We start from the raw sequence: 26,238 nt of genomic DNA, 5'->3' as shown, positions 1-26,238 counted from the left end.
GCCGAGGTCAGAAACCGAGGGCTTGGGCGCGACGTTTGACCTCGCGGGCCTGGTCGCCGGCCAGCGCCACGGCGGCGGTGCCGCCGGCCAGGGTGTCATCGGGCTGATAGAGCCAGCGCAGGATCTCTTCATCGTCGTAGCCGGCGTCGGCGAGGAGGTTCAACACCCCGGGTAGATGCTTGAGCACCCCTCGGGTCGCCACCAGGTCCGCCGGCACCCGACGGGCACCGTCTCGGCGGACCGCGATCAGCTCCCGGTCCCGGATCATCTGGTGGACCTTGCTGATCGTCAGGTCGAGGCGCTCGGCGACAGCCGGCAGGGTCAGCCACGCGGTCGGTTCGGCGGCAGGGCTCACGGCGGGCTCGCCAGCGGGTACGGAGTCGGTCACCCGACCACCCTGCCACGCCGCCCCGGCATCGGGCGAGCGCCCCCACGGCCCCGGACCTGGGCCGCCGGGCACCGACCGGAGCTGCAAGAACGGCCGTCCGGCGAGTCACCGGATTCAAAACGTCACTGCCGGCCTGTAGCATCGGTGTCCAACCACCTACCCCTGGACACATAGACTTCCTGCCGATGGACACACAGGTCGCCGACACGTTGCCGGGCTCACTGATCGATGGGCGCTACCGCATCCGCGGTCGGGTCGCCCGGGGTGGCATGGCGACTGTATACACCGCAACCGACGAGCGCCTCGATCGCACCGTTGCACTTAAGATCATCCATCCCGCGCCGAGCCCGGAGGCCCAGGGGCGGACAACGGGCTTCGTGGACCGTTTCGCCGACGAGGCGAAGACCATCGCCCGGCTGACCCACCCCAACGTCGTCGCGGTCTACGACCAGGGCATCCACGCCGACCGGCCATACCTGGTCATGGAGTACGTGCGCGGGCGCACGCTGCGCGACGTGCTCTCCGAACGGCACCGCCTCAACCCCGACGAGGCGCTCGCGATCATCGAACAGATGCTCGCCGCGATCGCCGCCGCGCACCGAGCCGGGCTCGTCCACCGGGATGTCAAACCGGAAAACGTGCTGGTCGCCGAGGCACCGACCGGAGGTGCGGCCAACCTGGTCGACAGCGTGGTGAAGGTCGCTGATTTCGGACTGGCCCAGGCGGTGGAGGCGAGCGCCGACGACGCACAGGCCAACCAGCTGATGGCCACGATCGCCTATGTGGCACCGGAACTGGTGACCGATGGGCACGCCGACCCGCGCACCGACGTCTATTCCGCGGGCATCGTGCTGTTCGAGATGCTCACCGGCCGCGTGCCGTATGACGGCCAGCGCCCGGTCGAGGTGGCCTGGCAGCATGTCCGACAGGATGTGCCGGCACCGTCGACCCTGGTGCCGGGGCTGCCAACGGCCCTCGACGACCTGGTCATCCGCGCCACCCGGCGCGATCCCGGTGCCCGCCCGGCCGACGCCGGTGCGCTGCTCATCCAGGCACAGGCGGCTCGGGAGGGGTTGGGTAACCCGAATACCCACACCACGGTGCTGCGCCGGGTGACTGAGAGGCCCCCGGTGAGTGACCCGACCATGGTGGTCGCGGCCGTACAGCCGGCGCAGCGCCCCGCCTGGGCCCGGTTGCCCGAGGAGGCCCCTCGGGGTGGCCGACGACGGGCGGTCGACAACGAGAGTGTCCGGTCCCGGTTGGCCCCGCTGCCTCGTCGGCTGATGGGTGAGCAGCGCGGCCGGCTCGCGGTGGCCGCTGTCGTCGTGATGCTGGGGCTGATTGCCGCGGTGGGTGGCTGGTGGGTCGGTGTCGGCCGATTCACCGAGGCCCCAGAGTTGGTGAGCCTGGACCAGGCCGCCGCGGAGGCGCAGGCGAAGCGGGCCGGTCTGATCCTCCGATACGCCGATCCGCGCCACGACGATCAGGTGCCGAAAGATGCCGTCCTGTCCCAGGATCCGGCCTCCGCATCCCGGATCCTGAAGGGTGGCACGATCACCCTCACCCTCTCACTGGGCCCCGAGCAGTTCGCGGTGCCGGATGTCGTCGGCAAAGAGTTCGAGTTGGCCTCGACCGACCTGACCGAGGCCGGCCTGGAGGTGATCAAGGGTTCCACCAGCTACCACAACAGTCTGCCGGAGGGCATGGTGGTCGCCACCGACCCGGAGGCGGGCACCGAGGTCAAGCCCGGACACGAGGTCACCGTAACTCTGAGCAAAGGCAGGGCGCCCATCTCGGTGCCGAACCTGGTCGGCAAGCCCCTGGACGAGGCCCGTTCGGTCCTGAACCAGCTCGGGCTGGTACTCGTTGAACCGCCGACGGTGAAGGAGTCCGACAAGCCCAAGAACGAGGTCATCGGGCAGAGTCCAGCCGACGGCGCCGGCGTGGAGAAGGGGGCGGAGGTCAGCCTGGAGGTCAGCCAGGGCCCACCGCAGGTTGTCGTCCCCCGCGTGATCGGCATGCCGTGCCAGCAGGCCAAGCAGATGTTGGAGGGGCAGTCCTTCCCGGTCGCGGTGCAGTTCAACCAGAACGGCACCGTCCGGTTCCAGACACCCGGTGAGAACTCCCAGGTACCACCGGGTACCCAGATCACCCTCGGCTGCCTGTGATGGCGGCAGTGCGACCGGTCGGCGCGCACACACCAGCTGGGGGCGGGCTGGCGAAAGCCGCCCTGCCCTACCTGGATGCGACGGGCGCCGAGGTAGCCCAGGTCTACGTGTCCAACTCGCGGGGCTGGGCATTGCCGCCCGGCAACCCGACGCAGGACGCGCTGTTTCGCGCCGGCTGCGCCGAGCGTGGCGTCCCGGTGTTCATCCACGCGTCCCTGCTGGTCAACCTCGGCTCGCCCACCGCCGCGACGGTGGAGCGGTCAGCGCTGACGCTGGCACACGCGCTACGCCGAGGGACGGCGATCGGCGCCCAGGGGGTGGTGTTCCACGCCGGCAGCGCGGTTGACGCCGGGTACGCCGACACGGCGATGCGCCAGGTTCGGGAAATGCTGCTGCCACTGCTGGACACCGCCGGTGACGCAAACGGGCCGATGCTGCTGGTCGAGCCGAGCGCCGGTGGCGGGCGCTCGCTCGCCGCCCGGGTAGAACAGCTCGGCCCCTACCTGGATGCGGTGGACCGGCACCCATGGCTCGGTGTCTGCTTCGACACCTGCCATGCCTGGGCCGCCGGGCACGACCTGTCCGTCGAGGGTGGCATGACCGCCACCCTCGACACGCTGGTGGACACCGTGGGGTCGGACCGGCTACGGCTGGTACACGCCAACGACTCGAAGGACCTCTGCGGCTCCACCCGGGACCGACACGAGAACATCGGCAAGGGCACCATCGGGGAGCCCGCCTTCGCCGAGCTGATGCGCCATCCGGCGACCTCCGGGGTGCCGACGGTGGTGGAGACCCCCTCCGAGAAGCACGTGGGCCACGCCGGCGACGTGGCCATTCTCAAGCGACTGCGTACCTGACCCGACCCGCGGTACGGATCAGGTACGCAGGGCACGGGTGAGGACGTCGATCGCGCGGTTGATCGCCGCATCGTCGACACCCAGATGGGTGACCAGGCGGGCGGTGTCCGGGCCGAGCACACTGACCAGCACCCCTTCCGCACGGACCGCGGCGGCGAAGGTGTGCGCGTCCATCGGTGTCTTGGTGAGATCCAACGGGACCAGGTTGGTACGCACCTCGGCCGCCAAGACCCCGAACGGGGCAACCGCCTCGGCGAGCCGGGTCGCCTTCGCGTGATCCTCGGCGAGCCGCTCCACCTGGTGTGCCAGGGCGTACCGGCCGGCAGCGGCGAGGATCCCGGCCTGCCGCATACCACCGCCCATCCGCTTCCGGATGAACCGAGCTCGTTCGATCTTGTCGGCACTGCCGACCACCAGCGAGCCGACCGGCGCACCAAGCCCCTTGGAGAGGCAGACCGCCAGGGTGTCGAAGAGCACGCCGTAGGTGGCCAGCGGCACCCCGTCGGCGATGTGCGCGTGCCAGATTCGAGCGCCGTCGCAGTGCACCGCGACCCGGGCCGCGTCGGCGACCCGACGCAGCTCACGCAGAGCCGCCAGCGGGATCACCCCACCGCCGCCCCGATTGTGGGTCTGCTCCACGGTGACCGCCCGGGTGGGCACCGCAAAGTAGCCGTCGGGCCGAATCATGCCAGCGACCACGTCCGGGTCGACCGCCGCGCCGACCGTCGGCCAGGTCCGCGACGAAATGCCGCCGTACGCGGCAGCCGCACCGATCTCGTACGTCACCACGTGCGCGTCCGCGTCGCAGAGCAGTTCGCCACCGGGTGGCACCAACAGCTGCAGCGAAATCTGGTTGGCCATCGTCCCGGTTGGGCAGAACAGCGCCGCCTCATGGCCGAAGAGCGCCGCGACCTCGGCTTCAAGGGCGTTGACCGTAGGGTCCTCGCCGTACACGTCGTCGCCCACCTCGGCGACGGCCATCGCCTCCCGCATCCCCGCGGTTGGGCGGGTGACAGTATCCGAACGCAAATCGATCATGACGTCCTCACTCCTCGCGTCAGCCACGGAGTATCCTTCGGCCGCCGACTGCGGGGCTCGCAAGCTCACTCCTCGCGTCAGCCACCATCATCCTCACCGGCCACCGACTGCGGGGCTCGCAAGCTCACTCCTCGCGTCAGCCACCATCATCCTCACCGGCCACCGACTGCGGGGCTCGCAAGCTCACTCCTCGCGTCAGCCACGGAGCATCTCGGCGACCAGAAACGCCAACTCCAGCGACTGTTGGGTGTTCAGCCGTGGGTCGCAGGCGGTCTCGTACCGGTCGGGCAGATCAACATCGCCGATGCCCTGGGCACCCCCGAGGCACTCGGTGACATCTTCACCGGTCAGCTCGACATGCAGCCCGCCGGGGTGGGTTTCCAGGCCACGGTGTACCTCGAAGTAGCCCAGCACCTCGTCTACGATCCGGTCAAAGTGCCGGGTCTTGTAGCCGTTGGACGATTCATGGGTATTGCCGTGCATCGGGTCGCACTGCCACACCACCTTGGCGCCGGCGGCGGTCACCTTGGCGACGAGCGATGGCAGGACGTCACGGACCCGGTGGTTGCCCATCCGGCTGATCAGGGTCAGCCGGCCCGGAACATTGTCCGGGTTGAGCTTCTCGCACAGCTCGATGACCTCGTCCGGCTTCGTCGTCGGGCCGAGCTTCACCCCGATCGGGTTCGCGATCCGGGAAATGAAGTCAATATGTGCCCCGTCGAGCTGCCGGGTCCGCTCGCCCACCCAGAGCAGGTGCCCGGAGAGCCCGTACGCTCGGCTGTCGGAGACACGGGTCAACGCCCGGTCATACTCCAAGGCCAGCGCCTCGTGGGAGCAGTAGAGGGTGACGGTCCGCAACGCCTCGTCCTCGGTCATCCCACAGGCCCGGATGAAGGCCAGCGCCCGGTCAATCTCCCGGGCGATCGCCTCGTACCGCTCGCCGGCCGGCGAGTTCCGCACGAAGCCCTTGTTCCAGTCGTGCACCGCGTGCAGGTCCGCCAGCCCGCCAGCAAGGTAGGCCCGGAGCATGTTCATCGCGGCGGCGGAGTTCGCGTACGCCCGGATCATGCGTTGCGGGTCGGCGACCCGCGCCTCCGGCGTCGCGTCCAAGGAGTTGATCATGTCACCCCGGTAGGCCGGTAGGCCACGGGCGTCGGTCGGCAGCGACCGGGGCTTGGTGTACTGACCGGCAGCCCGGGCGACCTTGACCACCGGCAACGAGGCGCCGTAGGTCAGCACGATCGCCATCTGCAGCAAGGTACGGGCGTTGGCGAGCAGGTGGCTCTCGGTGTTGTCGGCGAAGGTCTCCGCGCAGTCCCCACCCTGGAGCAGGAACGCCTTACCCTCGCAGACCAGTGCGAGTTGGCGCCGCAGCTGATCAACCTCGTACGGGGCCACCACCGACGGGACGTTCTCCAACACCTTGCAGACCTCGGCGACCTGGGCATCGTCCGGCCACGGCGGGGTCTGGGCGCGCGGCAGGTCCCGCCAACGGTCCAGGCCGAGGGCGGCGTCCTCGGCGGAATCGATGGTCGGCCGGCTGGTCTGCAGCACCGGACTACCGACAGCGGGATGGCTCAGCTGATGCCACTCTTGGCGCATGCCAGAAAGCCTACGGCGACGGACCCGGCACCCAACCCGCGAGGGGGGCCGTTCCGCCAGGTGAGAGATCCGTCACCGACATCGAACCGAGTCGGGCGCCGGGCACCGGCCGTCAGACAGCCAGATCAGGGGGTTTGGGTCGGCTCCGGAGCCCCGGCCGACGCGGACGCCGTACTGCCGGGTGTCTCACTCGCGATACACCAGTCAGCCCCGTCCCGGGTGACCGTGAACAGCAGCGGGCGGACCAACTCCTCCGCACCGGAGGTCACCGACACCGTCGCACTGACCTCCTCGCCCCGCGGACCGGGCCCGACCTCGGTGATCTGCGCCTGCGACACCTCAAAGTGGTCGGCGAAGTCGCCGCTCGGTCCGGTGGCGACGGCGTCGAACGCCGGATGCACCACAGCGCAGAACTGGCTGCGGCCGGCGGCCACGTCCTTGGCCGCCACCGCGTCAAGGTACGCCTGCACCCGCTCCCGCGCCTTGGTTGCGCTCTCCACCGCGGGCGCCTGCTCGGCGGACTCCGTCGGCTCGTCCGCGCTGCAGCCAAGGAGGGTCGCCAGCAGACTCACGCCGAGCACGCCGAGCCCCAGCCTGCGGTACGCCGTACGCATGCCACCTCCGAACGCCATGGATTCCGACCGTCGACCGGCGAGTCTGTCACACCGGCCGGAGCGCCGGTCCAACCGACACGGGCGGGGCAGGAGCGATCCGTGGCCCCTCCCCCGCCCGGGTCGATCGGGCGGCGGCCGGGCTAGCCGAGACCGCCCTCGATGGCGCTGATCAACTCACCGTTGGTCGTGTCACCGGAGAGTTCCCAGAAGAACGCTCCGCCGAGACCCTCGTTCTTCGCGTAGGTCATCTTGCCGCCGATGGTGGACGGGGTGTCGTAGCTCCACCAGTTGTTGCCGCACTTGGCGTACGCCGTGCCACCGACCGTTCCGGTTACCGGACAGGTGTTCTTCAAAACCTTGTAGTCATCAAAGCCCGCCTCGTAGGTGCCGGAAGCGGGGCCGGTCGCGGTGCCACCTGGCGCCGTCTGGGTGACACCGGTCCAACCTCGACCGTAGAAGCCGATGCCGAGCAGCAGTTTGTCGGCCGAGACCCCCTTACTCTTCAGCTTCTGAATCGCCGCGTCGGACCAGAAGCCCTGCTGCGGGATGCCGGAGTACGAGTAGAGCGGCGAGTGTGGGGCGGTCGGACCCTGCGGGCTGAAGGCGCCGAAGTAGTCGTAGGTCATGGCCATGATCCAGTCGAGCGTGGGCGCCGCGCCGGCATAGTCGGCAGCGTCGATCCGGCCACCGTTGCTGGCATCGCCGGTGATCGCGGCCGTGATCAGTGCCGACGGGCCAAACCGGGCACGCAGCGCGTCCACCACGTTCTTGAACGCGGCTGGTCCGCTGGAGTCACAGGTGAGACCGCAGGCGTTCGGGTACTCCCAGTCGATGTCGATGCCGTCGAAGACGTCCGCCCAGCGCGGATCCTCAACCAGGTTGTAGCAGCTCTCGGCGAAGGCGGTCGGGTTCTGCGCTGCCTGGGTGAACCCGCCGGACCAGGTCCAGCCGCCGAAGGACCAGATCACCTTGAGGTGCGGGTACATGGCCTTGAGCTTGCGCAGCTGGTTGAAGTTCCCCCGCAACGGCTGATCCCACGTGTCGGCGACGCCGTCCACGCTGCCCGCCGCGGTGTACGCCTTCTCGTAGTCGGCGTAGCTGTCGCCGATCCCGCAGCGCCCACCTGCCGTCTTGCCGAACGCGTACATGATGTGGGTCAGCTTCGCTGCCGAGCCACTGGTGTGGATGTTCTTGACGTGGTAGTCGCGGTCGTAGACACCCCACTGCGTGAAGTAGCCGACAATCTTGTGGTCACCACTGGGGGGTGCGGTGGTCGGGGGCGGCGTGGTCGGGGGCGCGCTCGTCGGAGGTGACGTGGTCGGGGGCGACGTGGTTGGTGGGGCAGACCCGCCGGAACAGGCAACACCGTTGATCGTGCAGTTCAGGGGCGCTCGGTAGGGGCCGGTCCCGTTGTACCCCCAACTGAAGCTGACACCCGGGGCAAGCGGCCCGGCCCAACTCTTCTTGACCGCGACGTAGTGGTTCCCGGTGCGGGTGACGTCGGCGTCCCAGAACACGCCGATACTGGTCCCGGCAGGAAGGTCGAACTCGATCCGCCAGGTGCTCACCGACTCATTCGAGCCGTTGGTGACCGTCACCTTCGCCGAGTGGCCGGTCCCCCAGTCCTGCACCTGGTTGAAGGTGGCGGTGACGCTGCCCGCTCCGTACGCAGAGGCCATCGGAACAGACGCGGCTGCCAACACGACTACGGCGCCAACCCAGAGAGCCCGGCGAAGTGATCTCTTCATGTAACACTCCTCAAATAGTTAGTAAACTTTGTTAATTATTTGAGACGTTACTCACAGCGCGCAAATTCGTCAAGAAGTTCACACACATCGCATTCGAACGCTCTGGTTAACACCGGCGAACCCGCTGTACATGCGTCGCACGCCACCCAACACAACTGGAAAATCCATAAAGCCTGAAATTCCACGCATGACGGAAAGAGTAAGTTTTTCGCCAAAACCGCCCCCGAAGTAGCTTCCCCCGGAAGCGCACGCGGCGGAAGGCAGCCCTTTCCACACCCGCGGGGACGTTCTTTCGCACGTACGCTAGAGCGGTTTGGTTCGCAGTAGCGCGATTGGTAAGGTCACGCCATCTTTCGGGTCCAGCCACGGAGCCGGCGACCCGGGCCGACAAGGACGGCGCAATGCTGCATCACCCAACCAAACTGCCCCAGCCTCGACGGCCCACGATGGTGGATGTCGCGCGACGTGCCGGTGTGAGTTTGAAGACCGTCTCCCGCGTGGTCAACAACGAGCCAACCGTCGGCCCCGAACTTGCCGAACGAGTGATGACTGCCATCTCCGAGTTGGGCTTCCGGCCCAACGGCATCGCCCGCAATCTCCGATCCCGGCAGCTCAGCGCGACGATCGGCCTACTCATCGAAGAAATCGCCAACCCGTTCTACGCGACGGTCGCGGGTGTCGCAGCGGAGATCGCGGCGGCACACCAAACACTGCTGATCACCGCCTCTTCGGAGGAGGATCCGGACCGCGAGCGCACACTGTTGCTGGAGCTGGTCCAGCGCCGGGTGGACGGCTTGCTCGTGGTTCCCGCCGGAACAGACCACTCCTTTCTTCGGCGGGAGGTGGAGATGGGCCTTCCGGCGGTGTTTATCGACCGACCACCCGGGCAACTCCTCGCCGATGTGGTACTCCTGGACAACCAGGGCGGAAGTCGCACCGGAATCCGTTCACTACTCGACGCCGGGCACCGACGGATCGGCCTGTTACTGGGTTCCTTGAACGTCTACACAATGCGTGAGCGGCTGGCCGGCGTACAGGCCGAGTTGTCGGGTTCCGGTATCCCGTACGACGAGGCGTTGGTGCGAAGTGGGCTAGAGGGTCCCGAGCAGGCCAGCCGGGCGGTGGCAGACATGTTCGGCCTCGCCGACCAGCCCACCGCCTTCTTCTGCGCCAACAACCGCCTCACCCTCGGCGCACTCCAGGAGCTTCATGACCGAGGCAGCGACGCGGCGTTGGTTGGCTTCGACGACTTTGAACTGTCCCATCTGATGCCGCGACCGTTGACCGTCATCGCCTACGACGAACGTGAACTGGCACGGGTCGCGACGGAGCAACTGTTCGAACGCATCGGTGGAGACCGGTCGTGGCCGTCGACCTCGGTCCTGCCGACACAGCTGGTTCACCGCGGCCCGCGCTGACGCCAGCCCGCCGCCCGGGACCGCCGAGCACCAACGGGGCCCGGCCGACGCTTCCGCCGGCCGGGCCCAGATCGCTACCCTGGCCCTAGGGGAAGCGCCGCGACGACATCGGCGAGCGTGGGTGGATCGGCCCCCCGCCGGCCGCAGGTGAGCGCGGCGATGGTGCTGGCCTGGTGCAGCCCCTGGCGCCACTGGTTCGGGGTGACGGCCGCGAGACGGGCCCCGGGCTGTTCGCCGAGCGCACCGAAGTCCGCGAGGGCGGCGAGCAGGCCGCCGGTGAACGCATCACCGGCACCGACGGTATCGACCACCTCACCCCGCCGGGCCGACTGCCGGTACATCTCCCCGTCCGGCGCCAGCAGACAGCTACCGGCAGCGCCGCGCGTCACCACCGCGCAGGCCACCCCGGCAGCCCGCCACTCGGCCATGACCTGCTCGATGGTCCGGTCTGGGTAGAGCCAGTCAAGGTCCTCCTCGCTCGCCTTGACAATGTGCGCGGAGCGCACCTGTCGCTCCACCCGGCGCTGCTCCCCGACGCGGTCGGGGATGATGGAGGGGCGCAGGTTGAGGTCGATCGACAGGGTACGCGCCCCGCGGTCCCGCTCCCGGGCGAAGAGATCTTCCACCACCGCCGCGCCCGGTGCCAGGGCCAGTGCCAGTGAGCCGGAGTGCAGGGCGGTGAGCCCGGTGTCTTCGAAGCTTGGTAGCTCGGCCGTGGTCCACTGCCAGTCGGCGGTCCCAGCCAGGTAGCACTGATAGGTGGCCTGGCCGGAGTCGTCGAGCGTGGCCACCACCAGTGAGGTTGACTCGACCGCGGAAACCGCCCAGGTCAGGTCGACTCCGTTGGCGTGCAGGTGGCCCCGGATCCGCTGGCCGAAACCATCACTACCGAGCCGGGCGAGCAGCCGGACCGGCTGCCCGAGCCGGGCCAGGGTGAGTGCGACATTGGCAGGTGAGCCGCCGGGTACGGCCCGGTAGCTCCCGGCCTTGTCCTCGGCGACCAGGTCGACCAGCGCCTCGCCAACAACCGCGATCACCGGTCTACCTCCACCTGATCGGTCCCCATCGGGTCGTACAGACCCGCGAGGCTGGGCTTTATCGGCGCCTGGGACAGCAGGACGGCCTGGTACGCGTGGTAGACGTCGGGGCGGCCGTGCCAGACCCGGTTCGCCGGCTGGTTCAGCTCGTCCAGCTCGTGGTGCCACTCTCCGGTCTTCGGGTCAATGAGGTGGCGGACGGCGTAGTCCCAGAAGGTCTGGTACCAGTGCTCGTAGTAGTGGTCGCCGGTGCGCCGCCACAGGGTCGCCGCCGCCCCGATCGCCTCGGCCAGCACCCAGTGCATCCGGGATCGAACCACGGGCCGGTCCGACCAGTCGAGGGTGTAGACAAATCCATCCGCCCCATCAACCGACCAGCCCCGGGTGACCGCCGCGGTGAAGAGCGCGCGCGCGTCTTCGAGTAGCCAGTGCGGGGGCGCAACGAGCGCGGTCTCAAGGTGTAGCAGCAGTCGCGCCCACTCCAGCCAGTGGCCCACCGTGGACCCGTACGGCCGGAAGGGGTCCGCGGGTTGGTCGAGGTTGTAGTCCAGCTGCGGTTCCCAGTCGGCGGTGAAGTGCTCGGGCAGCCGCCAGTCGTGTCGGGCGGCCACCCCGTGCACCAGGTGCTCGCAGATCGCCAGCGCGCGTTGCGCCCAGCGACGGTCCCCGGTGACCTCACCGACGGCCAGGAACGCCTCGACCATATGCATGCTGCTGTTCGCACCCCGGTAGGGCTCCAGCTCGGAGAAGTCCCGGCTCCACGACTCCCGGGTCCGACCGGCGGTCTCGTCCCAAAACCGCTCGCCCACCACCGCGATCGCCTCGGCCAGGAGTTGGTCGGCGCCGGGCCGGCCGGCGTGGGTCGCGCTGCTCGCGGCCAGGAGGACAAAGGCGTGCTCGTACGCGGACTTCCGGTCCGTGACCGGTTCCCCACCCAGCTCCACGGCGCTGAACCAACCGCCGTGCCGCGCGTCCCGCAGGGTATTGCGCAGCGTGGCGACGCCGTGGTCAACCACGTCGGCGGTGTCCGGGGTCTGTTGCAGGTGTGCCAGGGCGAAGACGTGGGTCATCCGACAGGCGATCCAGGTGTGCAGCGGCTGACGGGGGTCGGGGCCGCCATGTTCGCCCAACCACCAGAACCCTCCCTCGGGCCGAACCGAGGTGCGGGCGGCGCGCAGCAGCGCGGCGCGCTGGTCGGCGAGGAGCTGCTGATGGGCGGTGTCCGGGGTCGGGCCGGTTCGCGTCGGCCGCCGGCCGGAGAGATGTTCGGTCATGTCAGCTCTTCACCGATCCCGCCATGAGGCCACCGATGAACCAGCGACCCAGGAGTACGTAGACAACCAGCGTGGGCAACGAGGTGATCAGCGCCCCGGCCATTGAGGCCGCGTAGTCGGGGGACTGAGCTCCCGCGAGCGCGTTGAGCGCGATCGTGATCGGCCCATTACGGGTGTTGGAGAGGAAGATCGCAAACAGGTAGTCGTTCCACGCCGAGGTGAACTGCCAGATCACGGCGACCACGAAGCCCGGAATGGACACCGGCAGGATGATCGACCGGAAGGTACGGATGAGGCCCGCACCATCGACCCACGCGGCTTCGACCATCTCCACCGGCACCGTGGTGGCGTAGTAGTTACGGAAGATGAGCGTGCAGATCGGGATGCCGTAGACGCAGTGCACGAAGATCAGCGTAGGAATACCCGGCGCGATCCCGAGGGTGCTGACCACATCCCGCAGCGGAATCATCACGGCCTGGTAGGGGATGAACATCCCGAACAGGATCAGGGTGAACACGATGTCCGCACCGGGAAACCGCCACCGGGACAGGACGAAGCCATTCGCCGCACCGAGCAGCGACGAGATCACCGCGACCGGAATGGCGAGCTGGAAGGTCCGGACGAACGACGGGCCCAGGGCCGCCCACGCCTTGGCCCACGATTCGGTGCTCCACTGCTCGGGCAGGTTCCACTGCCCGTTCACGCCGATGTCAGAGCCCGACTTGAAGCTGGTCACGACGAGGACGTACGCCGGCATCAGCACGATGAGCAGGAAGAGCAGCAGCAGGCCGTACCGGAGGGTACGCCCGATCACGCCGGCGGCGGGACGGCGACGCGGCGGGGGCGGCGCCGTGACGGCCGGTGGGGACGTCCGCTGGGTGGTCGTGGTGGTCACGAACGTCGCTCCGTTCTCATCGTCTGCACCAGGTAGGGCACGATGACCAGCGCGACCAGCAGCAACAGAATCACCGAGATCGCCGAGGCCTTGGCGTAGTCACTGGTCAACAGGGTCTGCCAGACGTAGACGGCCGGCACCTCGGTCAGCCACTGGGCGCCGGAGACCGACATGATCAGGTCGAACATCTTCATGGACATGTGTCCGACGATGATCAACGCGGAGAGCGCCACCGGGGTCAGCTGCGGAAAGAGGACCCGCCGGTAGAGCTGGAAGGTGCTGGCTCCGTCGACCGCGGCCGCCTCGCGAAGCTCTGCCGGAATGCCACGAAAACCAGCGAGGAACAGCGCCATGACATAGCCGGAGAGCTGCCAGATCGCCGGGACCGCCATGGCGACCATGCCCCATTCCGGGTCGGTCCACCAAGGGTTTTGCAGAAAGTCAAGATGCAACTGCCCGAAGACCGCGTTCAGGCCGCCAGCGTCGTCACCCTGCCCGGAGTTCATCAGCCATCGCCAGACCACACCGGAGGCGACGAACGAGACTGCCATGGGGAACAGGTAGACGGTCCGGAACAGCCCCTCTGCCCGAACCCCGCGCTCCAGGAGGAACGCCCAGAGCAGGCCCAGCAGCATCGTGCCGAGCAGAAAGACGACGGTAAAAATCAGCAGATTCCGTAGGGAGTGCAGGAACCGGCCATTGATGTCGTTGGCAAACAGATCGACATAGTTACTCAGCCCGACGAAGCCGTCCGACTCAGCGGCGGTGTGCCGATCCGACATCGAGACCTTTATCGTCCAACCAATGAGACCGTAGACGAACACTCCAAGCAGGAGCAACGAGGGGGAAATCAGCAATAGGCCGGGTCCCCATCGCCGGACGCGAGTAAGCATGGCAGATTCCTGGTGGGTTCGGGCGGACGGGTGTCAACCGGGACCGGTAACCGCACGACGAGCGAGAGCGCCAGCCGTGCGGTTACCGAAACTGCGAGCCGTTCTAGTTCTTGCCGAGCGCGGCGGCGGCGGACATCGCCTGCTGCAGTCCCGCCAGGTCCTGATCGCTGGAGAACTTGCCGATCGCGGAGTTCGCCGCCTCCATGGCGCCCTGCGAGCAGGCGGCGCCGTGGGCGCAGGACGGGACCTGCGTGCCGGTCTTCCAGTCCTGGATGGCCGACTGCTGGTAGGCGGGGTAGTCGGCCTCGGTGACGTCGGTACGGGCGGGGATGGAGCCCTTCTTGATGTTGAACGCCTGCTGTCCCTCGGCGCTGCCGACGGCCTTCAGCCAGCACTTGGTGCCCTCAGGGCTATCGGCGCCCTGCGGCAACACGAAGGAGTCGGCGAGCCACTGGAAGGTGTCCCCGTTGCCGGGGAACGCGAGGTGGTCGAAGTCGGTGAAGCCCTTGGTCTCGAAGTCGCTTGGGGCCCAGTCCCCCATCAGGAAGAAGCCGGCCTTGCCGTCCATGAGGAGCTTGCCGGCGTCAGTCCAGTCGTAGGTGTCCCGGTCCGTGTTGGTGTAGCTGAGCAGCCGCTTGTAGTTCTCCAGACCCTGGGTGACCTCGGGGCTGTTCCAATCGGTCGCACCGGTCCAGAGGCCGGTGAAGCTCTCCGGGCCGAGGTCACTGATCAGGACCGCCTCCAGCAGCATCAGCTGGGTCCAGTCCTTGCCGATCGCGAGCGGCGCACTGACGCCCGCGGTCCGCAACGTGTCGAGCGCGGTGAAGAGCTCGGCCAGCGTCGTCGGCTCGGCCGTGACACCAGCGTCGACCAGGACCGACGTGTTCGTCCAGAGCACGTTTGACCGGTGGATGTTCACCGGCACCGAGTAGACCTTGCCGTCCACACTGAGGTTGTCGATCAGGCCCGGCGGCAGCGCCTCGGTGAGGCCCCACTCCTCGTACAGGGCGCTGAGATCCTCGATCTGGCCCGCCGCGATGTAGTCCGACAACTCGGCGCCGGCGTGCGCCTGGAAGGTGTCCGGCGCGTCGCCCTGCTGGAGCCGGGAGGCCAGCACCTGCTTGGCGTTCGAACCGGCGCCGCCCGCCACCGCCCCATTCACGAACGAGTAGTCACACTGCTCGTCAAAGGCAGCGACCAGACCGTCGAGGCCAGCTTTCTCGCCCCCGTCGGCCCACCAGGTGAAGACCTCCACCTCCTGGTCGGCCCCGCTGTCGGCACCACCGCAGGCGGCGGGCGACAGCAACGCGAGCGCCCCAACCGCGGCGACGGCCGCCCTACGCATCCTGCCCATGCTTCCTCCGCTAGGGATGACATCGTTGTCTAAGAGCCACCACACTTTCGCTGCGGCCAGTCTTCGTCAACGTCGACCAAGCTACGAAAAAGTAACGATGGCGTCACGATACGATCCGTCAAAACCCACTTAACTCCCCTATTACAGCCACTCTGGCGCGGCGATCATGAATCGCGCCACCGGAGGCCCACCCAAGACATTCACCAACCTATTGACAACGTTGTCTCCTGCCGACACGCTTTTTCCGACCCTCAAGCGTGACCCCCCGCACGCTTGACGACCCCCTGGAGGATCACGTGGGCAGACACCGGAGGGCGATAGCCACCGTGCTCGCGGTTGGCCTGGCGATACCGGGCACCCAACTGCCAGCAGCGGCGGCACCGTCGCTCGACACCGACTTCTTCTCCTCGTTCGATTCCGACGATTCGCATCCGACGTGGACCAACACCGTGGAAACCGACGCGGCCGGAAAACCCAAGATGTCCGGCGTAACCGGGAATCCAGATTCCGGCGGAATCCCCGGCAACATCAATGACACGATCGCCGAGGTAACCGCCAACGGCGACAACCCGCCCAACGAAACCGTCCGGCGGGTCATCGACAATGACGCGTCCACCAAGTGGCTGGTCTTCGAGCCCACCGGCTGGGTACGGGCCCAGCTCGAGACACCGGCGACGGTGGTGCACTACGCGCTCACCTCCGCCAACGACGTACCGGAGCGGGACCCGCAGGACTGGGAGCTGCAGGGGTCGACCGACGGCGACACCTGGGTCACCCTCGACACCCAGGCCGGGCAGGACTTCCCCGAACGGTTCCAGACCAAGGAGTACCGGTTCAGCAACGACACCGAGTACTCGCACTACCGCCTGGACATCACGGCCAACCACGGCGCGGACATCGTCCAGCTGGCGGATCTCCAGCTCTCCGACGGCGACACCACCCCAAAGCCGCCGACACCGATGTACAGCGTCGTTGACAACGGGCCCGCGGGAAGCCCCACCGCCAAGGCCAACGCCGGCTGGAGCGGCAAACACGCGCTGCGGTACTCGGGGGGACAAACCGTTGACGGACGCGGCTACGCCTACAACAAGATCTTTGATGTTGACATCGACGTCACCGCAACCAGCGAACTGTCGTACCTGATCTTCCCCGAGCTGACCCGGGGCGATCTCGACTATCCGAGCACCTACGCCGCGGTCGACCTGGCCTTCGACGACGGCACCTACCTCAGCGACCTAAACGCGGTTGACCAGTACGGCTTCGGTCTACACCCATCGAAGCAGGGGACCACCAAGTCGCTCTACGCCGACCAGTGGAACAGCAAACGATCGTCCCTCGGCGAGGTGGCCGCGGGAAAGCGGATCGATCGAATTCTGATCGGGTACGACAGCAGCACCGGCCCCGGCACCTTCCGGGGCTGGGTGGACGACATCCGAGTGACCGGGAGCCCCGAGCGCCCCACCTACGAGCGGCTCTCCGACTACGCTCTGACCACCCGGGGTACGAACTCCAGCTTCGACTTCTCCCGGGGAAACACCTTCCCGGCGACCGCGGTGCCACACGGCTTCAACTTCTGGACGCCGATGACCGACGCCGGCTCGAACAGCTGGGTCTACCAATACCAACGGGACAACAACGCCGACAACCGGCCGACGATCCAGGCGTTCACCGCCAGCCACGAGCCCAGCCCGTGGATCGGTGACCGGCAGACCTTCCAGGTCATGCCCGCGGCAACCAGCGACAAACCAAACGCCGACAGAACGGCGCGGGCACTGGCCTTCCAACATGTCAACGAGACCGCCAAGCCCCACTACTACGGCGTGACCTTCGACAACGGGCTCAAGACGGAGATCACTCCCACCGACCACGCCGCCATGTTCCGATTCACCTTCACCGGGGACCGCGGCAACCTGATCTTCGACAACCTCAACAACCAGGGCGGCCTGACCCTCAACCCCGACGGAACCGTGACCGGCTACTCCGACACCCGGCTGGGCAGCGGCGCCACCCGGATGTTCGTCTATGGCACGGTGGACCGCCCCGTCGTCGCCCACGGTGGGTTGACCGGTGGCGGTGGCGACAACGTGACCGGCTACCTCGCCTTCGACACGTCGACGGCAAAGGTCGTGACACTACGGATCGCGACCTCGCTGATCTCTCTCGACCAGGCTCGGAAGAACCTGGCACTGGAGATCGCCGAAAACGACACCTTCGACACCATCCGTGCCCGCGCCCAGGACCTCTGGGATGACAAGCTCGATGTCATCGAGGTCGAGGGCGCCACCGACGAGCAACTCGTGACCCTGTACTCCAACCTCTACCGGCTCTTCCTCTACCCAAACTCCGCACATGAGAACGTCGGAACGGCAACCGCTCCGGTGTGGAAGCACGCGGTGCAGTCGTCCACCTCGAGCACCCTGCCACCCGGGACCACACCAACCGAGACCGGCGCGGACGTGGTAGCGGGAAAGGTGTACGTCAACAACGGCTTCTGGGACACCTACCGCACCACCTGGCCGGCGTACGCGCTGTTCAGCCCCACCACCGCCGGTGAACTCGTCGACGGCTTCGTCCAGCAGTACCGGGACGGTGGTTGGGTGTCGCGGTGGTCGGCCCCCGGCTACCGGAACCTGATGACCGGCACCAGCTCGGACGTCTCGTTCGCCGACGCGTACGTCAAGGGGGTGCGCAACTTCGACGTAAGGGCCGCGTACGACGCGGCGGTGCGCAACGCCACCGTCGTGCCACCCGGGAACGCCAACAACAGCAGCGTCGGCCGGAAGGGCCTACCGGAATCGATCTTCCACGGGTACACCTCGACCGCGGTCTCCGAAGGCGTCTCCTGGGCGCTGGAGGGCTACATCAACGACTTCGGCATCGCGAACATGGCCGCCGAGCTGGCCGAGGACCCGGAGACCCCGGAGGCCGACCGGTCCCGCTACCGGGAGGAGGCGGAGTACTTCCGCAGCCGGGCGCTGAACTACACGCACACCTTCGACCCGGCGATCGAGTTCTTCCAGGGGCGCGACGCGTCCGGGCAGTGGAAGTCGACGCCAGAGACGTACGAGCCGCACGTGTGGGGGCACGAGCACGACTACACCGAGACCAACGGGTGGAACTTCGCCTTCCACGTCCCGCACGACGGCGCCGGCCTCGCCAGCCTGTACGGAGGGCGGGAGGCGCTGGCCGAGAAGCTGGACGAGTTCTTCGCCACGCCGGAGACGGGGACCTTCCCCGGCTCGTACGGCGGGATCATCCACGAGATGCGGGAGGCCCGGGACGTCCGGATGGGCATGTGGGGCTTCAGCAACCAGGTGTCGCACCACATTCCCTGGATGTACAACTACGCCGGCCAGCCGGCCAAGACGCAGAAGATCGTACGAGAGGTGCTGTCCCGGCTGTACATCGGCAGTGAGATCGGCCAGGGGTACGCCGGCGACGAGGACAACGGCGAGACCTCGGCGTGGTATCTGTTCAGCGCGCTGGGCCTCTACCCGCTCCAGGTGGGTAGCGAGAACTATGTGATCGGCTCACCGCTGTTCACGAAGGCCACCGTGCACCTGGACAACGGTAAGAAGATCGTCGTCAACGCGCCGAACAACAGCGCCGACAACGTCTACGTGCAGGGCCTCAAGGTCAACGGGAAGCCGTACCAGCAGACCTCGATCTCACACGAGGTGCTGGCCGGCGGCGCGGTGCTGGACTTCACCATGGGCTCGCAGCCGTCTTCCTGGGGCAGCGGCGAAGCGGACCTCCCCCCGTCCCTCACCCCCTCCGGTGCGGCCCCCCGACCGATGTCCGACATCGCGGTGACCGGTGGTCCCGCGGCGCTGGCCGACAACACCTCCACCACCTCGGCTTCGGTGGCGGCGCCGGTGCGGTGGGCGGTAGCGGGCGCCCCGGAGCGGGTCACGCACTACACCCTCACGTCGGGGCCGGACACCGGGACCGACCCGGTGGGCTGGCAGCTGCAGGGCTCCTACGACGGAGACACCTGGACCACCATCGACAGTCGTGCCGGTGCGGAGTTCACCTGGCGACTGCAGACCCGGTCCTTCGCCGTAGACCGGCCCGGGCGGTACCTGCACTACCGGCTCACGCCCGAGGGCGGCGACTCCGTCCCCGTCCTCGCCGAGGTCGAGTTGCTCGCCACAACCTCCCCCTCGTGTACGAAGACGGTGAGCGGCACCGTCAAGGGGCCGCTGAAGGTCGAGTCCGGGGTGACGTGCCTGTCCGAGGCAACCATCGACGGGCCGGTGACGGTGCGATCCGGTGCCGCGCTCCACGCGGTTGACTCGACCATCTCCGGTCCGGTCGCCGCCAACCGGGCCGAGGCGGTGGTACTTCGGGAGGTCCAGCTCGGAGGGCCGCTGGCGGTGTCCCACGTGACCGGCGAGGTGAGCATCGAACGCACCACCGTCGCCGGACCGGTGGTTCTGACGCAGAACCAGGCGCCGGTGATCGCGGCGGCGTCGGTCGACGGGCCCCTGTCGTGCTCCCGCAACACTGTCGCGCCCACCGACAACGGGGTGCCGAACTCGGTGCGGGGACCTACCTCCGGGCAGTGTAAGGACCTGTAACGATTTCGGGGCCGGCCGCTGGCACGGTGGTCGGCCCCGGCCTGCTCCCGGTGCGGCATCCCACCGGTGTCCGTTGCCGCTCAGTCGGCTTGCGCGGCCAGTTCCCCGGCCCGGTCCCGGGCCGCCTCCAGGGCGGCCAACAGCGCCGCCCGCACCCCGTGCCTCTCCAACTCGCGAACGGCGGAGATGGTGGTGCCGGCGGGCGAGGTCACCGCCTCCCGCAGCTTCACCGGGTGCTCGCCGGAGTCGCGCAGCATGACCGCCGACCCGATCGCGGTCTGCACGATCAACTCGTGGGCGACCTGCCGGGGCAGGCCGAGCAGGATGCCCGCGTCAACCATCGCCTCAACCAGCAGGTAGAAGTACGCCGGCCCGGAACCCGACAACGCGGTCACCGCGTCCTGCTGCGACTCGGGGACCCGCAGGGTTCCGCCGAGCGGGGTGAACATCTCCTCGGCCAGGGCCAGGTGCGCGGCGGTGGCGTGTTCTCCGGCGGAGATCGCCGACATCGCCTCGTCAACCAGAGCCGGAGTGTTGGTCATCACCCGCACCACCGGGGTACCCGTGGCCAACCGCCGACCGAAGAAACTGGTGGGTAGGCCGGCGCAGAGCGAGATAACCAGCTTTTCGGCCGGAATCTTCGGGCCGATCTCGTCCAGCAACGCGGCCGCATCCTGCGGCTTGACCGCGATCGCGAGCACCTCGGCCTCGGCCACCGCGGTGTGGTTGTCGACCACCCGCACGCCGTAGCGGAGGGCCAGCTCCTCGGCCCGCGCCTGCCGCCGGGTGGTGGCCAACAGCCGCTCCGCTGGCCAGCCCGAGCGCAGCAGGCCGGAGAGCACCAGCTCGCCGATCTTGCCAGCCCCAATGACCGCGACCGGGTGCACGGTTTCCGCCATCGGCCGTACCTCTTCCCGCGTAGGCCGGTGCGCGGTGGCCCGTGGGCCGACCGCGCACCGGTTGACGATCAGCTACCGAAGAAGACCTCGGCCTCGGCGTACCGCTCCAGCGGCACGGTCTTCAGCTCGCGGGTGGCCTCGGCCAGCGGCACGCGAACGATGTCCGTGCTCTGCATCGCCACCATCTTGCCCCAGTCGCCCTCGTGCACGGCATCGATCGCCTGGAGACCGAGCCGGGTGGCGAGCACCCGATCGAAGGCGGTCGGGGTGCCGCCGCGCTGGATGTGACCGAGCACGACGGTACGGGCCTCCTTGCCGGTCTTGGCTTCGAGCTGCTCGGCGAGCCACTGGCCGACGCCACCGAGGCGGACGTGGCCGAAGGCGTCCAGCTCCTGGTTGTGCAGGACCATCTGCCCCTCGAGCGGGTGGGCGCCCTCGGCGACCACGACGATCGGGGCGTACTGGTGCTGGAAACGCTTCTCGACGTAGCCGGCGACCTGGTTCACGTCGAACTGCCGCTCCGGCAGCAGGATCACGTTGGCACCCCCGGCGAGCCCGGCGTGCAGGGCGATCCAGCCAGCGTGCCGGCCCATCACCTCAACGACCAGGGTGCGGTGGTGGCTCTCGGCGGTGGTGTGCAGCCGATCGATGGCCTCCATCGCGATGTTGACCGCGGTGTCGAAACCGAAGGTGTAGTCGGTGGCGCCCAGGTCGTTGTCGATCGTCTTCGGCACGCCGATGACGTTGACGCCGAGTTCGTGCAGCTTGGTGGCGACACCGAGAGTGTCCTCGCCGCCGATCGCGATCAGCGCGTCAACGCCCTGCGTGGCGAGGTTCTCCTTGATCCGCTCAACGCCGTTCTCAATCTTGAACGGGTTGGTCCGGGAGGAGCCCAGGATCGTACCGCCACGTGGCAGGATACCCCGCACCTCCGCGATCCCCAACGGGCGAGAAAGCCCCTCGAGCGGGCCCTTCCAGCCATCCCGGAAGCCCACGAACTCGTGGCCGTAGTTGGCCACGCCCTTCCGAACCACCGCCCGGATGACCGCGTTGAGACCGGGGCAGTCGCCGCCGCCGGTGAGCACGCCGATACGCATGATCTGCTCATCCTCCTGGGAACAATTGGGTAAAGCCCGGTTAAGCCCCAGGATATGTGTCGAAACAGACCATCGGCGCCATTGCCGGCCCGGGGCGGGCCGTCATTGCGAACTGTAGTCCCGTCCGGAGTGCGCCGACACCGCGCCCCTGGGAACCAGGCGGCAGACCAGCCCCGAAGCGAGATCTGATCAACGGTGACCCGGTCCCGTCCGACCCGATCCGGTCATGGCCTGCCACCGAGCCAGGTTGTGTCGTGCGTCCACCAGCGCGTTGTGCCGCGCCGCGTCCGCGTCCGGCAACGGCGGACGACCCCGGTCGTCCCAGAGCTGGCGCAGGTCCTTGGTGAAGCGCGGGATCTGCCGAGGCAGTGCCAGCATCGCCCCCCACAGCTGCGCCAGCGACACGTGGTCGTACGCCGCGTACCACGCCCACAGCTCCAGCTGCTCGCCGGGACGGCCCCGGACCGGCTCCAACAGAAACTCCTCCAGCTCGTCCCGGATTCGCGCGCGGGACCGCCAGGCCCGATCCGCTGGCGACGGCAACTGACTCAACACGTTACGACGCACCCAGGGCACCGCCCGAGAGTCGTCGAACTCGGTGGAGACGGCGTAGAAGTCACGGCCGTACTCATCGACGACGCCGATCGACACCAGATCGATGGTGCGGCCATCCTCGATGAACTCGCAGTCATAAAAGTAGCGATAAACCATCACCGCCATCTTGGCGTACGCCGCCACGACCGGGCCGGGGTGGGTGCCGCCGGCCGGAATGCTCCGCGTCCTCGCAGGTCAGAACTGGTATCGGATAGGTCTCGAAGGTCACGCAAACGAATTGAGGGGTGTACAGCAAGCAACCAGGCCGTCATGATCTGATGTGTACCGCTACCGGAGGCGTCGGAGCATCTTGGCAGTCCCTGTCAGGTTCACCCGGGAGCGAGTCAGGGGTCCTTGACCGGGGGAGGGGTTGGGCCGTGGAGGTGCGCCTACCGGAGCCAGGTGACGCGCTCACGGGCGTCGAGATGTTCGCCGGGCTCGAGCCAGAAGCCCGGCAACGGGTGATCTCGGCGGCGGTGCCACGCACCTACCGCAAGGGGCAGCTGCTCTTCGTCGAGAACGACCCGGGCGAGTCCCTGATCGTGCTGCGCCGCGGCGCGGTGGCCGTCTTTCGCACGGCTCCCACCGGGGAGCGGGCGGTGCTGTCGGTGATCCGGCCGCCGGAGGTGCTGGGCGAGGTCTCCCTGCTGGATGCCTCCACCCGATCTGCGTCCGCCGAGGCGATCGAGGACTGCGCAGCCCTCGCCCTGTCCCGGGGGGCGTTCATGGAGTTGGTGCACTCCAATCCACGCATCCTCGACGCGGTGATGCGCTCCCTCGGCAGCCTGATCCGCCGGCTTACCGAGCAGAACGCCGACCATGTCTTCCTCGATCTGCCCGGACGGGTGGCAAAGACGCTGGTCCGCCTGGCCGGGGAGAGCCAGGCCCCGATGATCACCATCGAGCTCAACCAGAGCCAGCTCGCCGAGATGGCCGGCGGCTCCCGACAGAGCGTCAACCAGGCGATCGGCTCCTTCGCCAACCGGGGCTGGCTGCGCACCGAGGGCCGCCGGATCGTGGTGACCGACGTGGCGTCGCTGCGCCGCCGCGCCGGCATGAGCGAGCGCTGACGGCACGTACGATCGGGGCCGGGGTAGGCGGGCGGGCCCCGGCCGGGCCCGCCCGCGATTGCTCCGATCGCAAGACGCGAGCGAACGCACTCCCGCAACCGGTCCCCGGCGTGTCACGATTCAAGGCACGGCGGGCAGAGACGCCGAGAGGGCTTCGGGAGCGCGCCCCCGGCGCGCGAAGAGGAGGTTGTCCGGTGTCAGCGGGTGGGGCCCGCCGGGGACGGCGGGACAACGGGATCGACGCAAGCGAATACGCGGTCGCTGGCGATGTGGATCCCCGCGTCGGTGAGCATCTTCTGGACGTGCTCGCCGCCGGGGGCATCGCCGCCTATCTACAACCCTCGGCCGACCTCAACCCGGTCACCCGCACCACCACCGTCCCACCCCGGCCGACCGACCGGCTGTACGTCGACCGCTCCCACCTGCGTACCGCCCGGGACTACCTCACCCAGCTCGCCGACGAGGGTGCCACCGACCGCGCCCGGGACAACGAACCCGACATCGAGGCCGAATGGGCACGGATAGTCGCCGGATTCCACACCACCTCCGCCAGCGGCGGTGACAACCGGTGGCCCGCCGCCGAGGACGTGGACGACGACCGGGCCGGCCGGACCTCCACCGACACGCGGCGACTGCCCTACGCGGCGGATGTCTCCGGCGTCACCGTCAGCCAAGGGCGGGAGGAGGAGCCATCGCTCCTCGACGGGTTGGACACCTTCGGCGCGGACCTGCCCGACGACGAGCAGGAGGAGGCAGAGCGGTACACGCCGCCCCCACCCCCACCGCTGCCCCGCATCTCCAAGTACGCCGCGCTCGGCACCCTGGCCATCGTGGCCGGCTTCCTGCTCTTCCTGTACCCCGAGCTACTCCCGGTGGACCCGGGGATTGTCACCCTGCTCGGCTTCACCGGCATCCTCGCCGGCTTCGTCACCCTGATCAGCCGGCTCCGCCCCGGTGACCGGGACGAACACGACCCGGACGACGGCGCCGTCGTCTGAGCTCGGCCTCCTGGCCCGAACCGCGCAGCCACCACCCCCGTCAGCCCACCCACCGCGGTCCCCGCATCGACATCACGGCCCGCCCCACCGATCACGGCCCGCCCCACCAGCTGCGGCCCGCCGCACCGATTGCGGGCCGACCGGGCACCCACTCCAAAGCTGGGACGTAACAGTGGTGTAACTTACGGTTAGTAGGAATACTGCTGTCCGTCATTCCCCCTCCGCCGGCTGCCGGCCCTATCCCCCTGTTGCGGCGGTCACCGGCAGATCGGAAACGTCCGAGGTGCGACAGAGTTCCCTGGTGGTGGTCGCCAACCGCCTTCCCATCGACGACAGTACGGCGCCGGACGGTGCCTGCGAGTGGCGCCGCCGCCCCGGCGGGCTGGTGAGCGCCCTGCACTCGCCACTACGGCAGACACCCGCCACCTGGGTGGGTTGGGCGGGTGGCACCGGACCGGCACCGGCGCTGCCCGACGTTGACGGTGTCCGGATGCACACGGTGCCGCTCACCGCTGACGATCTGCGTGACCACTACGAGGGCTTCGTCAACTCCACGCTCTGGCCGCTCTACCACGACGCCGTTGAACAGCCGGAGCACCACCGCCGCTGGTGGGAGGCGTACCAGCGAGTCAACCAACGGTTCGCGGCGGCCGTCGCCGAGGTGGCCGAGCCCGGGGCCGTGGTCTGGGTGCAGGACTACCACCTACAGCTCGTACCCGGCCTGCTCCGGGCACTCCGCCCGGACCTGCGAATCGGCTTCTTCCTCCACGTGGCGTTCCCACCGCCGGAGCTGTTCATGCAGCTCCCCCGGCGAGCCGAGCTACTGCGGGGAATGCTCGGCGCCGACCTCGTCGGCTTCCAGCGGGCCCAAGCCGCACACAACTTCGCCCAGCTCGCCGACCGGGTGCTCGGGCTGCCGGCCACCGACCATCGAATCGCCGTTGACGGCCGGATCGTCCGCATCGGTTCGTTCCCGGTCTCCATTGACACCGCTGAAATGGCCGCACTGGCCGACCAGCCCGACGTCGCCGACCGCGCCAGCCGGCTCCGCCGTGACCTTGGCAGCCCGGAGCGCGTAATCCTCAGCGTGGACCGGATGGACTACACCAAGGGCATCGAGCAGCGGCTGAAGGCGTACAGCGAACTGATCGCCGACGGGCACGTCAAGGTACAGGACACGGTCCTGGTTCAGGTCGCGGTGCCCAGCCGGGAGCGAGTGGGGCAATACCAGATCCTCCGCAAACGGGTGGAGCGCGAAGTCGGTCGGATCAACGGCGAATTCGGCCGCGTCGGCGAGCCGGCCATCCACTACCTGACCCAGCCCTTCGGCCGCGCCGAGTTGGCAGCGCTCTACCGGATCGCAGATGTGATGGCGGTGACCCCGCTTCGAGACGGCATGAACCTGGTCGCCAAAGAGTACGTGGCCGCCCGGGTGAACGACACCGGCGCGCTGCTGCTCAGTGAGTTCGCCGGCGCTGCCGCCGAGCTGGCCCAGGCGTACCTGGTGAACCCACATGACCTGGAAGGCCTCAAGCAGGGCCTGCTCGCGGCGCTACGGGCCCAGCCGGAGCAGGTCCGCGAGCGGATGCGAGCGATGCGGACGCACCTGCGCCAGCACGACATCCACGCCTGGGCTCGCTCCTACCTGACCGCGCTGGACCAGGACAGCGCCCTGCTCAGCCGACTCGGCACGACCCGCTGACCCACCCGG

Annotated in this window: 20 protein-coding genes; 7 read left to right on the top strand and 13 right to left on the bottom strand. The window is 68.3% G+C overall.

The window, feature by feature from the left end; translation table 11 throughout:
• Positions 1 to 7: 7 nt before the first annotated feature.
• Positions 8 to 388, bottom strand: coding sequence for an Rv2175c family DNA-binding protein (locus SALPAC3_RS0121460; protein WP_018223228.1), 381 nt, complete (start codon positions 386 to 388; stop codon positions 8 to 10).
• 185 nt (positions 389 to 573) lie between these two features.
• Between SALPAC3_RS0121460 and pknB the strand changes: the two genes are divergently transcribed.
• Entirely contained in the window at positions 574 to 2,556 is a 1,983-nt protein-coding gene (gene pknB, locus SALPAC3_RS0121455) for a Stk1 family PASTA domain-containing Ser/Thr kinase (protein WP_018223227.1), read from the top strand.
• Positions 2,553 to 3,416: a deoxyribonuclease IV gene (locus SALPAC3_RS0121450; RefSeq protein ID WP_018223226.1), complete on the top strand. Its 864-nt coding sequence runs from the start codon at positions 2,553 to 2,555 to the stop codon at positions 3,414 to 3,416. The genes pknB and SALPAC3_RS0121450 overlap by 4 nt, the downstream gene beginning before the upstream one ends.
• An 18-nt stretch (positions 3,417 to 3,434) precedes the next feature.
• Here the strand turns inward: SALPAC3_RS0121450 and SALPAC3_RS0121445 are convergent, their stop codons facing one another.
• From SALPAC3_RS0121445 to SALPAC3_RS0121430, 4 genes are all read right to left on the bottom strand, one after another.
• Positions 3,435 to 4,454, bottom strand: coding sequence for a threonine aldolase family protein (locus SALPAC3_RS0121445; protein ID WP_018223225.1), 1,020 nt, complete (start codon positions 4,452 to 4,454; stop codon positions 3,435 to 3,437).
• Between the two features lie 195 nt (positions 4,455 to 4,649).
• Positions 4,650 to 6,056, bottom strand: a complete 1,407-nt coding sequence (locus tag SALPAC3_RS0121440; protein ID WP_026185794.1) for a class II 3-deoxy-7-phosphoheptulonate synthase — start codon at positions 6,054 to 6,056, stop codon at positions 4,650 to 4,652.
• 125 nt (positions 6,057 to 6,181) lie between these two features.
• Complete coding sequence (locus tag SALPAC3_RS0121435) at positions 6,182 to 6,670, bottom strand: hypothetical protein (protein ID WP_026185793.1); 489 nt, start codon at positions 6,668 to 6,670, stop codon at positions 6,182 to 6,184.
• Positions 6,671 to 6,810: 140 nt separating this feature from the next.
• Positions 6,811 to 8,418 (bottom strand): glycosyl hydrolase family 18 protein, encoded by a 1,608-nt coding sequence (locus SALPAC3_RS0121430; RefSeq protein ID WP_026185792.1) that lies wholly within the window; start codon positions 8,416 to 8,418, stop codon positions 6,811 to 6,813.
• Between the two features lie 401 nt (positions 8,419 to 8,819).
• Here SALPAC3_RS0121430 and SALPAC3_RS0121425 point away from each other — a divergent pair, with 401 nt between their 5' ends.
• The gene (locus SALPAC3_RS0121425; RefSeq protein ID WP_018223221.1) at positions 8,820 to 9,836 is read left to right on the top strand and encodes a LacI family DNA-binding transcriptional regulator; all 1,017 of its coding nucleotides are present in this window, start codon (positions 8,820 to 8,822) and stop codon (positions 9,834 to 9,836) included.
• 74 nt (positions 9,837 to 9,910) lie between these two features.
• On the opposite strand, the gene SALPAC3_RS0121420 is transcribed toward SALPAC3_RS0121425, so the two are convergent.
• The 5 genes from SALPAC3_RS0121420 to SALPAC3_RS0121400 form a co-directional block, all read right to left on the bottom strand.
• Positions 9,911 to 10,873 (bottom strand): carbohydrate kinase family protein, encoded by a 963-nt coding sequence (locus SALPAC3_RS0121420; protein ID WP_018223220.1) that lies wholly within the window; start codon positions 10,871 to 10,873, stop codon positions 9,911 to 9,913.
• Positions 10,870 to 12,147 carry an AGE family epimerase/isomerase gene (locus SALPAC3_RS0121415; protein WP_018223219.1) on the bottom strand — a complete coding sequence of 426 codons (1,278 nt, stop codon included), beginning with the start codon at positions 12,145 to 12,147 and terminating at the stop codon, positions 10,870 to 10,872. Before SALPAC3_RS0121415 ends, SALPAC3_RS0121420 begins: the two co-directional genes overlap by 4 nt.
• Before the next feature lies 1 nt (position 12,148).
• A complete protein-coding gene (locus tag SALPAC3_RS0121410) occupies positions 12,149 to 13,042 on the bottom strand; it encodes a carbohydrate ABC transporter permease (protein ID WP_018223218.1) in 894 nt (297 codons plus the stop codon).
• A complete protein-coding gene (locus SALPAC3_RS0121405; protein WP_026185791.1) occupies positions 13,039 to 13,935 on the bottom strand; it encodes a carbohydrate ABC transporter permease in 897 nt (298 codons plus the stop codon). The genes SALPAC3_RS0121410 and SALPAC3_RS0121405 overlap by 4 nt, the downstream gene beginning before the upstream one ends.
• Before the next feature lie 103 nt (positions 13,936 to 14,038).
• The gene (locus SALPAC3_RS0121400) at positions 14,039 to 15,280 is read right to left on the bottom strand and encodes an ABC transporter substrate-binding protein (protein WP_018223216.1); all 1,242 of its coding nucleotides are present in this window, start codon (positions 15,278 to 15,280) and stop codon (positions 14,039 to 14,041) included.
• 305 nt (positions 15,281 to 15,585) lie between these two features.
• Between SALPAC3_RS0121400 and SALPAC3_RS0121395 the strand changes: the two genes are divergently transcribed.
• Positions 15,586 to 19,869, top strand: coding sequence for a GH92 family glycosyl hydrolase (locus SALPAC3_RS0121395; RefSeq protein WP_026185790.1), 4,284 nt, complete (start codon positions 15,586 to 15,588; stop codon positions 19,867 to 19,869).
• Positions 19,870 to 19,949: 80 nt separating this feature from the next.
• Here SALPAC3_RS0121395 and proC read toward each other — a convergent pair whose 3' ends face one another.
• The 3 genes from proC to SALPAC3_RS0121380 all read right to left on the bottom strand — a co-directional run bounded on the left by proC (position 19,950) and on the right by SALPAC3_RS0121380 (position 22,576).
• Entirely contained in the window at positions 19,950 to 20,768 is an 819-nt protein-coding gene (gene proC, locus SALPAC3_RS0121390; RefSeq protein WP_018223214.1) for a pyrroline-5-carboxylate reductase, read from the bottom strand.
• 68 nt (positions 20,769 to 20,836) lie between these two features.
• On the bottom strand, positions 20,837 to 21,865 hold the full coding sequence (locus SALPAC3_RS0121385; protein ID WP_012014478.1) for a 6-phosphofructokinase: 1,029 nt from the start codon (positions 21,863 to 21,865) through the stop codon (positions 20,837 to 20,839).
• Positions 21,866 to 22,054: 189 nt separating this feature from the next.
• Positions 22,055 to 22,576 carry a polyadenylate-specific 3'-exoribonuclease AS gene (locus SALPAC3_RS0121380; protein WP_026185789.1) on the bottom strand — a complete coding sequence of 174 codons (522 nt, stop codon included), beginning with the start codon at positions 22,574 to 22,576 and terminating at the stop codon, positions 22,055 to 22,057.
• A gap of 260 nt (positions 22,577 to 22,836) precedes the next feature.
• On the opposite strand from SALPAC3_RS0121380, the gene SALPAC3_RS0121375 reads away from it, so the two are divergent.
• The 3 genes from SALPAC3_RS0121375 (at position 22,837) to SALPAC3_RS0121365 (ending at position 26,229) form a co-directional block, all read left to right on the top strand.
• Positions 22,837 to 23,529, top strand: coding sequence for a Crp/Fnr family transcriptional regulator (locus tag SALPAC3_RS0121375; RefSeq protein WP_018216422.1), 693 nt, complete (start codon positions 22,837 to 22,839; stop codon positions 23,527 to 23,529).
• A 194-nt stretch (positions 23,530 to 23,723) separates the two neighbouring features.
• Positions 23,724 to 24,527, top strand: a complete 804-nt coding sequence (locus tag SALPAC3_RS0121370) for a hypothetical protein (protein ID WP_018223212.1) — start codon at positions 23,724 to 23,726, stop codon at positions 24,525 to 24,527.
• A 283-nt stretch (positions 24,528 to 24,810) separates the two neighbouring features.
• Positions 24,811 to 26,229: an alpha,alpha-trehalose-phosphate synthase (UDP-forming) gene (locus SALPAC3_RS0121365; protein ID WP_018223211.1), complete on the top strand. Its 1,419-nt coding sequence runs from the start codon at positions 24,811 to 24,813 to the stop codon at positions 26,227 to 26,229.
• Positions 26,230 to 26,238 lie beyond the last annotated feature (9 nt).

The organism is Salinispora pacifica DSM 45544 (assembly GCF_000378845.1).
GTDB classification, from domain to species: domain Bacteria; phylum Actinomycetota; class Actinomycetes; order Mycobacteriales; family Micromonosporaceae; genus Micromonospora; species Micromonospora pacifica.
Note: the sequence above shows the minus strand (reverse complement) of the source record. Positions and strands in the feature narration are given on the sequence as shown.

Coding starts and splice junctions, on each gene's coding strand:
- pknB (WP_018223227.1), top strand. CDS start 574: ATGGACACACAGGTCGCCGACACGTTGCCGGGCTCACTGATCGATGGG.
- SALPAC3_RS0121445 (WP_018223225.1), bottom strand. CDS start 4,454: ATGATCGATTTGCGTTCGGATACTGTCACCCGCCCAACCGCGGGGATG.
- SALPAC3_RS0121440 (WP_026185794.1), bottom strand. CDS start 6,056: ATGCGCCAAGAGTGGCATCAGCTGAGCCATCCCGCTGTCGGTAGTCCG.
- SALPAC3_RS0121435 (WP_026185793.1), bottom strand. CDS start 6,670: ATGCGTACGGCGTACCGCAGGCTGGGGCTCGGCGTGCTCGGCGTGAGT.
- SALPAC3_RS0121430 (WP_026185792.1), bottom strand. CDS start 8,418: ATGAAGAGATCACTTCGCCGGGCTCTCTGGGTTGGCGCCGTAGTCGTG.
- SALPAC3_RS0121425 (WP_018223221.1), top strand. CDS start 8,820: ATGCTGCATCACCCAACCAAACTGCCCCAGCCTCGACGGCCCACGATG.
- SALPAC3_RS0121415 (WP_018223219.1), bottom strand. CDS start 12,147: ATGACCGAACATCTCTCCGGCCGGCGGCCGACGCGAACCGGCCCGACC.
- SALPAC3_RS0121405 (WP_026185791.1), bottom strand. CDS start 13,935: ATGCTTACTCGCGTCCGGCGATGGGGACCCGGCCTATTGCTGATTTCC.
- SALPAC3_RS0121400 (WP_018223216.1), bottom strand. CDS start 15,280: ATGCGTAGGGCGGCCGTCGCCGCGGTTGGGGCGCTCGCGTTGCTGTCG.
- proC (WP_018223214.1), bottom strand. CDS start 20,768: ATGGCGGAAACCGTGCACCCGGTCGCGGTCATTGGGGCTGGCAAGATC.
- SALPAC3_RS0121385 (WP_012014478.1), bottom strand. CDS start 21,865: ATGCGTATCGGCGTGCTCACCGGCGGCGGCGACTGCCCCGGTCTCAAC.
- SALPAC3_RS0121380 (WP_026185789.1), bottom strand. CDS start 22,576: ATGGTTTATCGCTACTTTTATGACTGCGAGTTCATCGAGGATGGCCGC.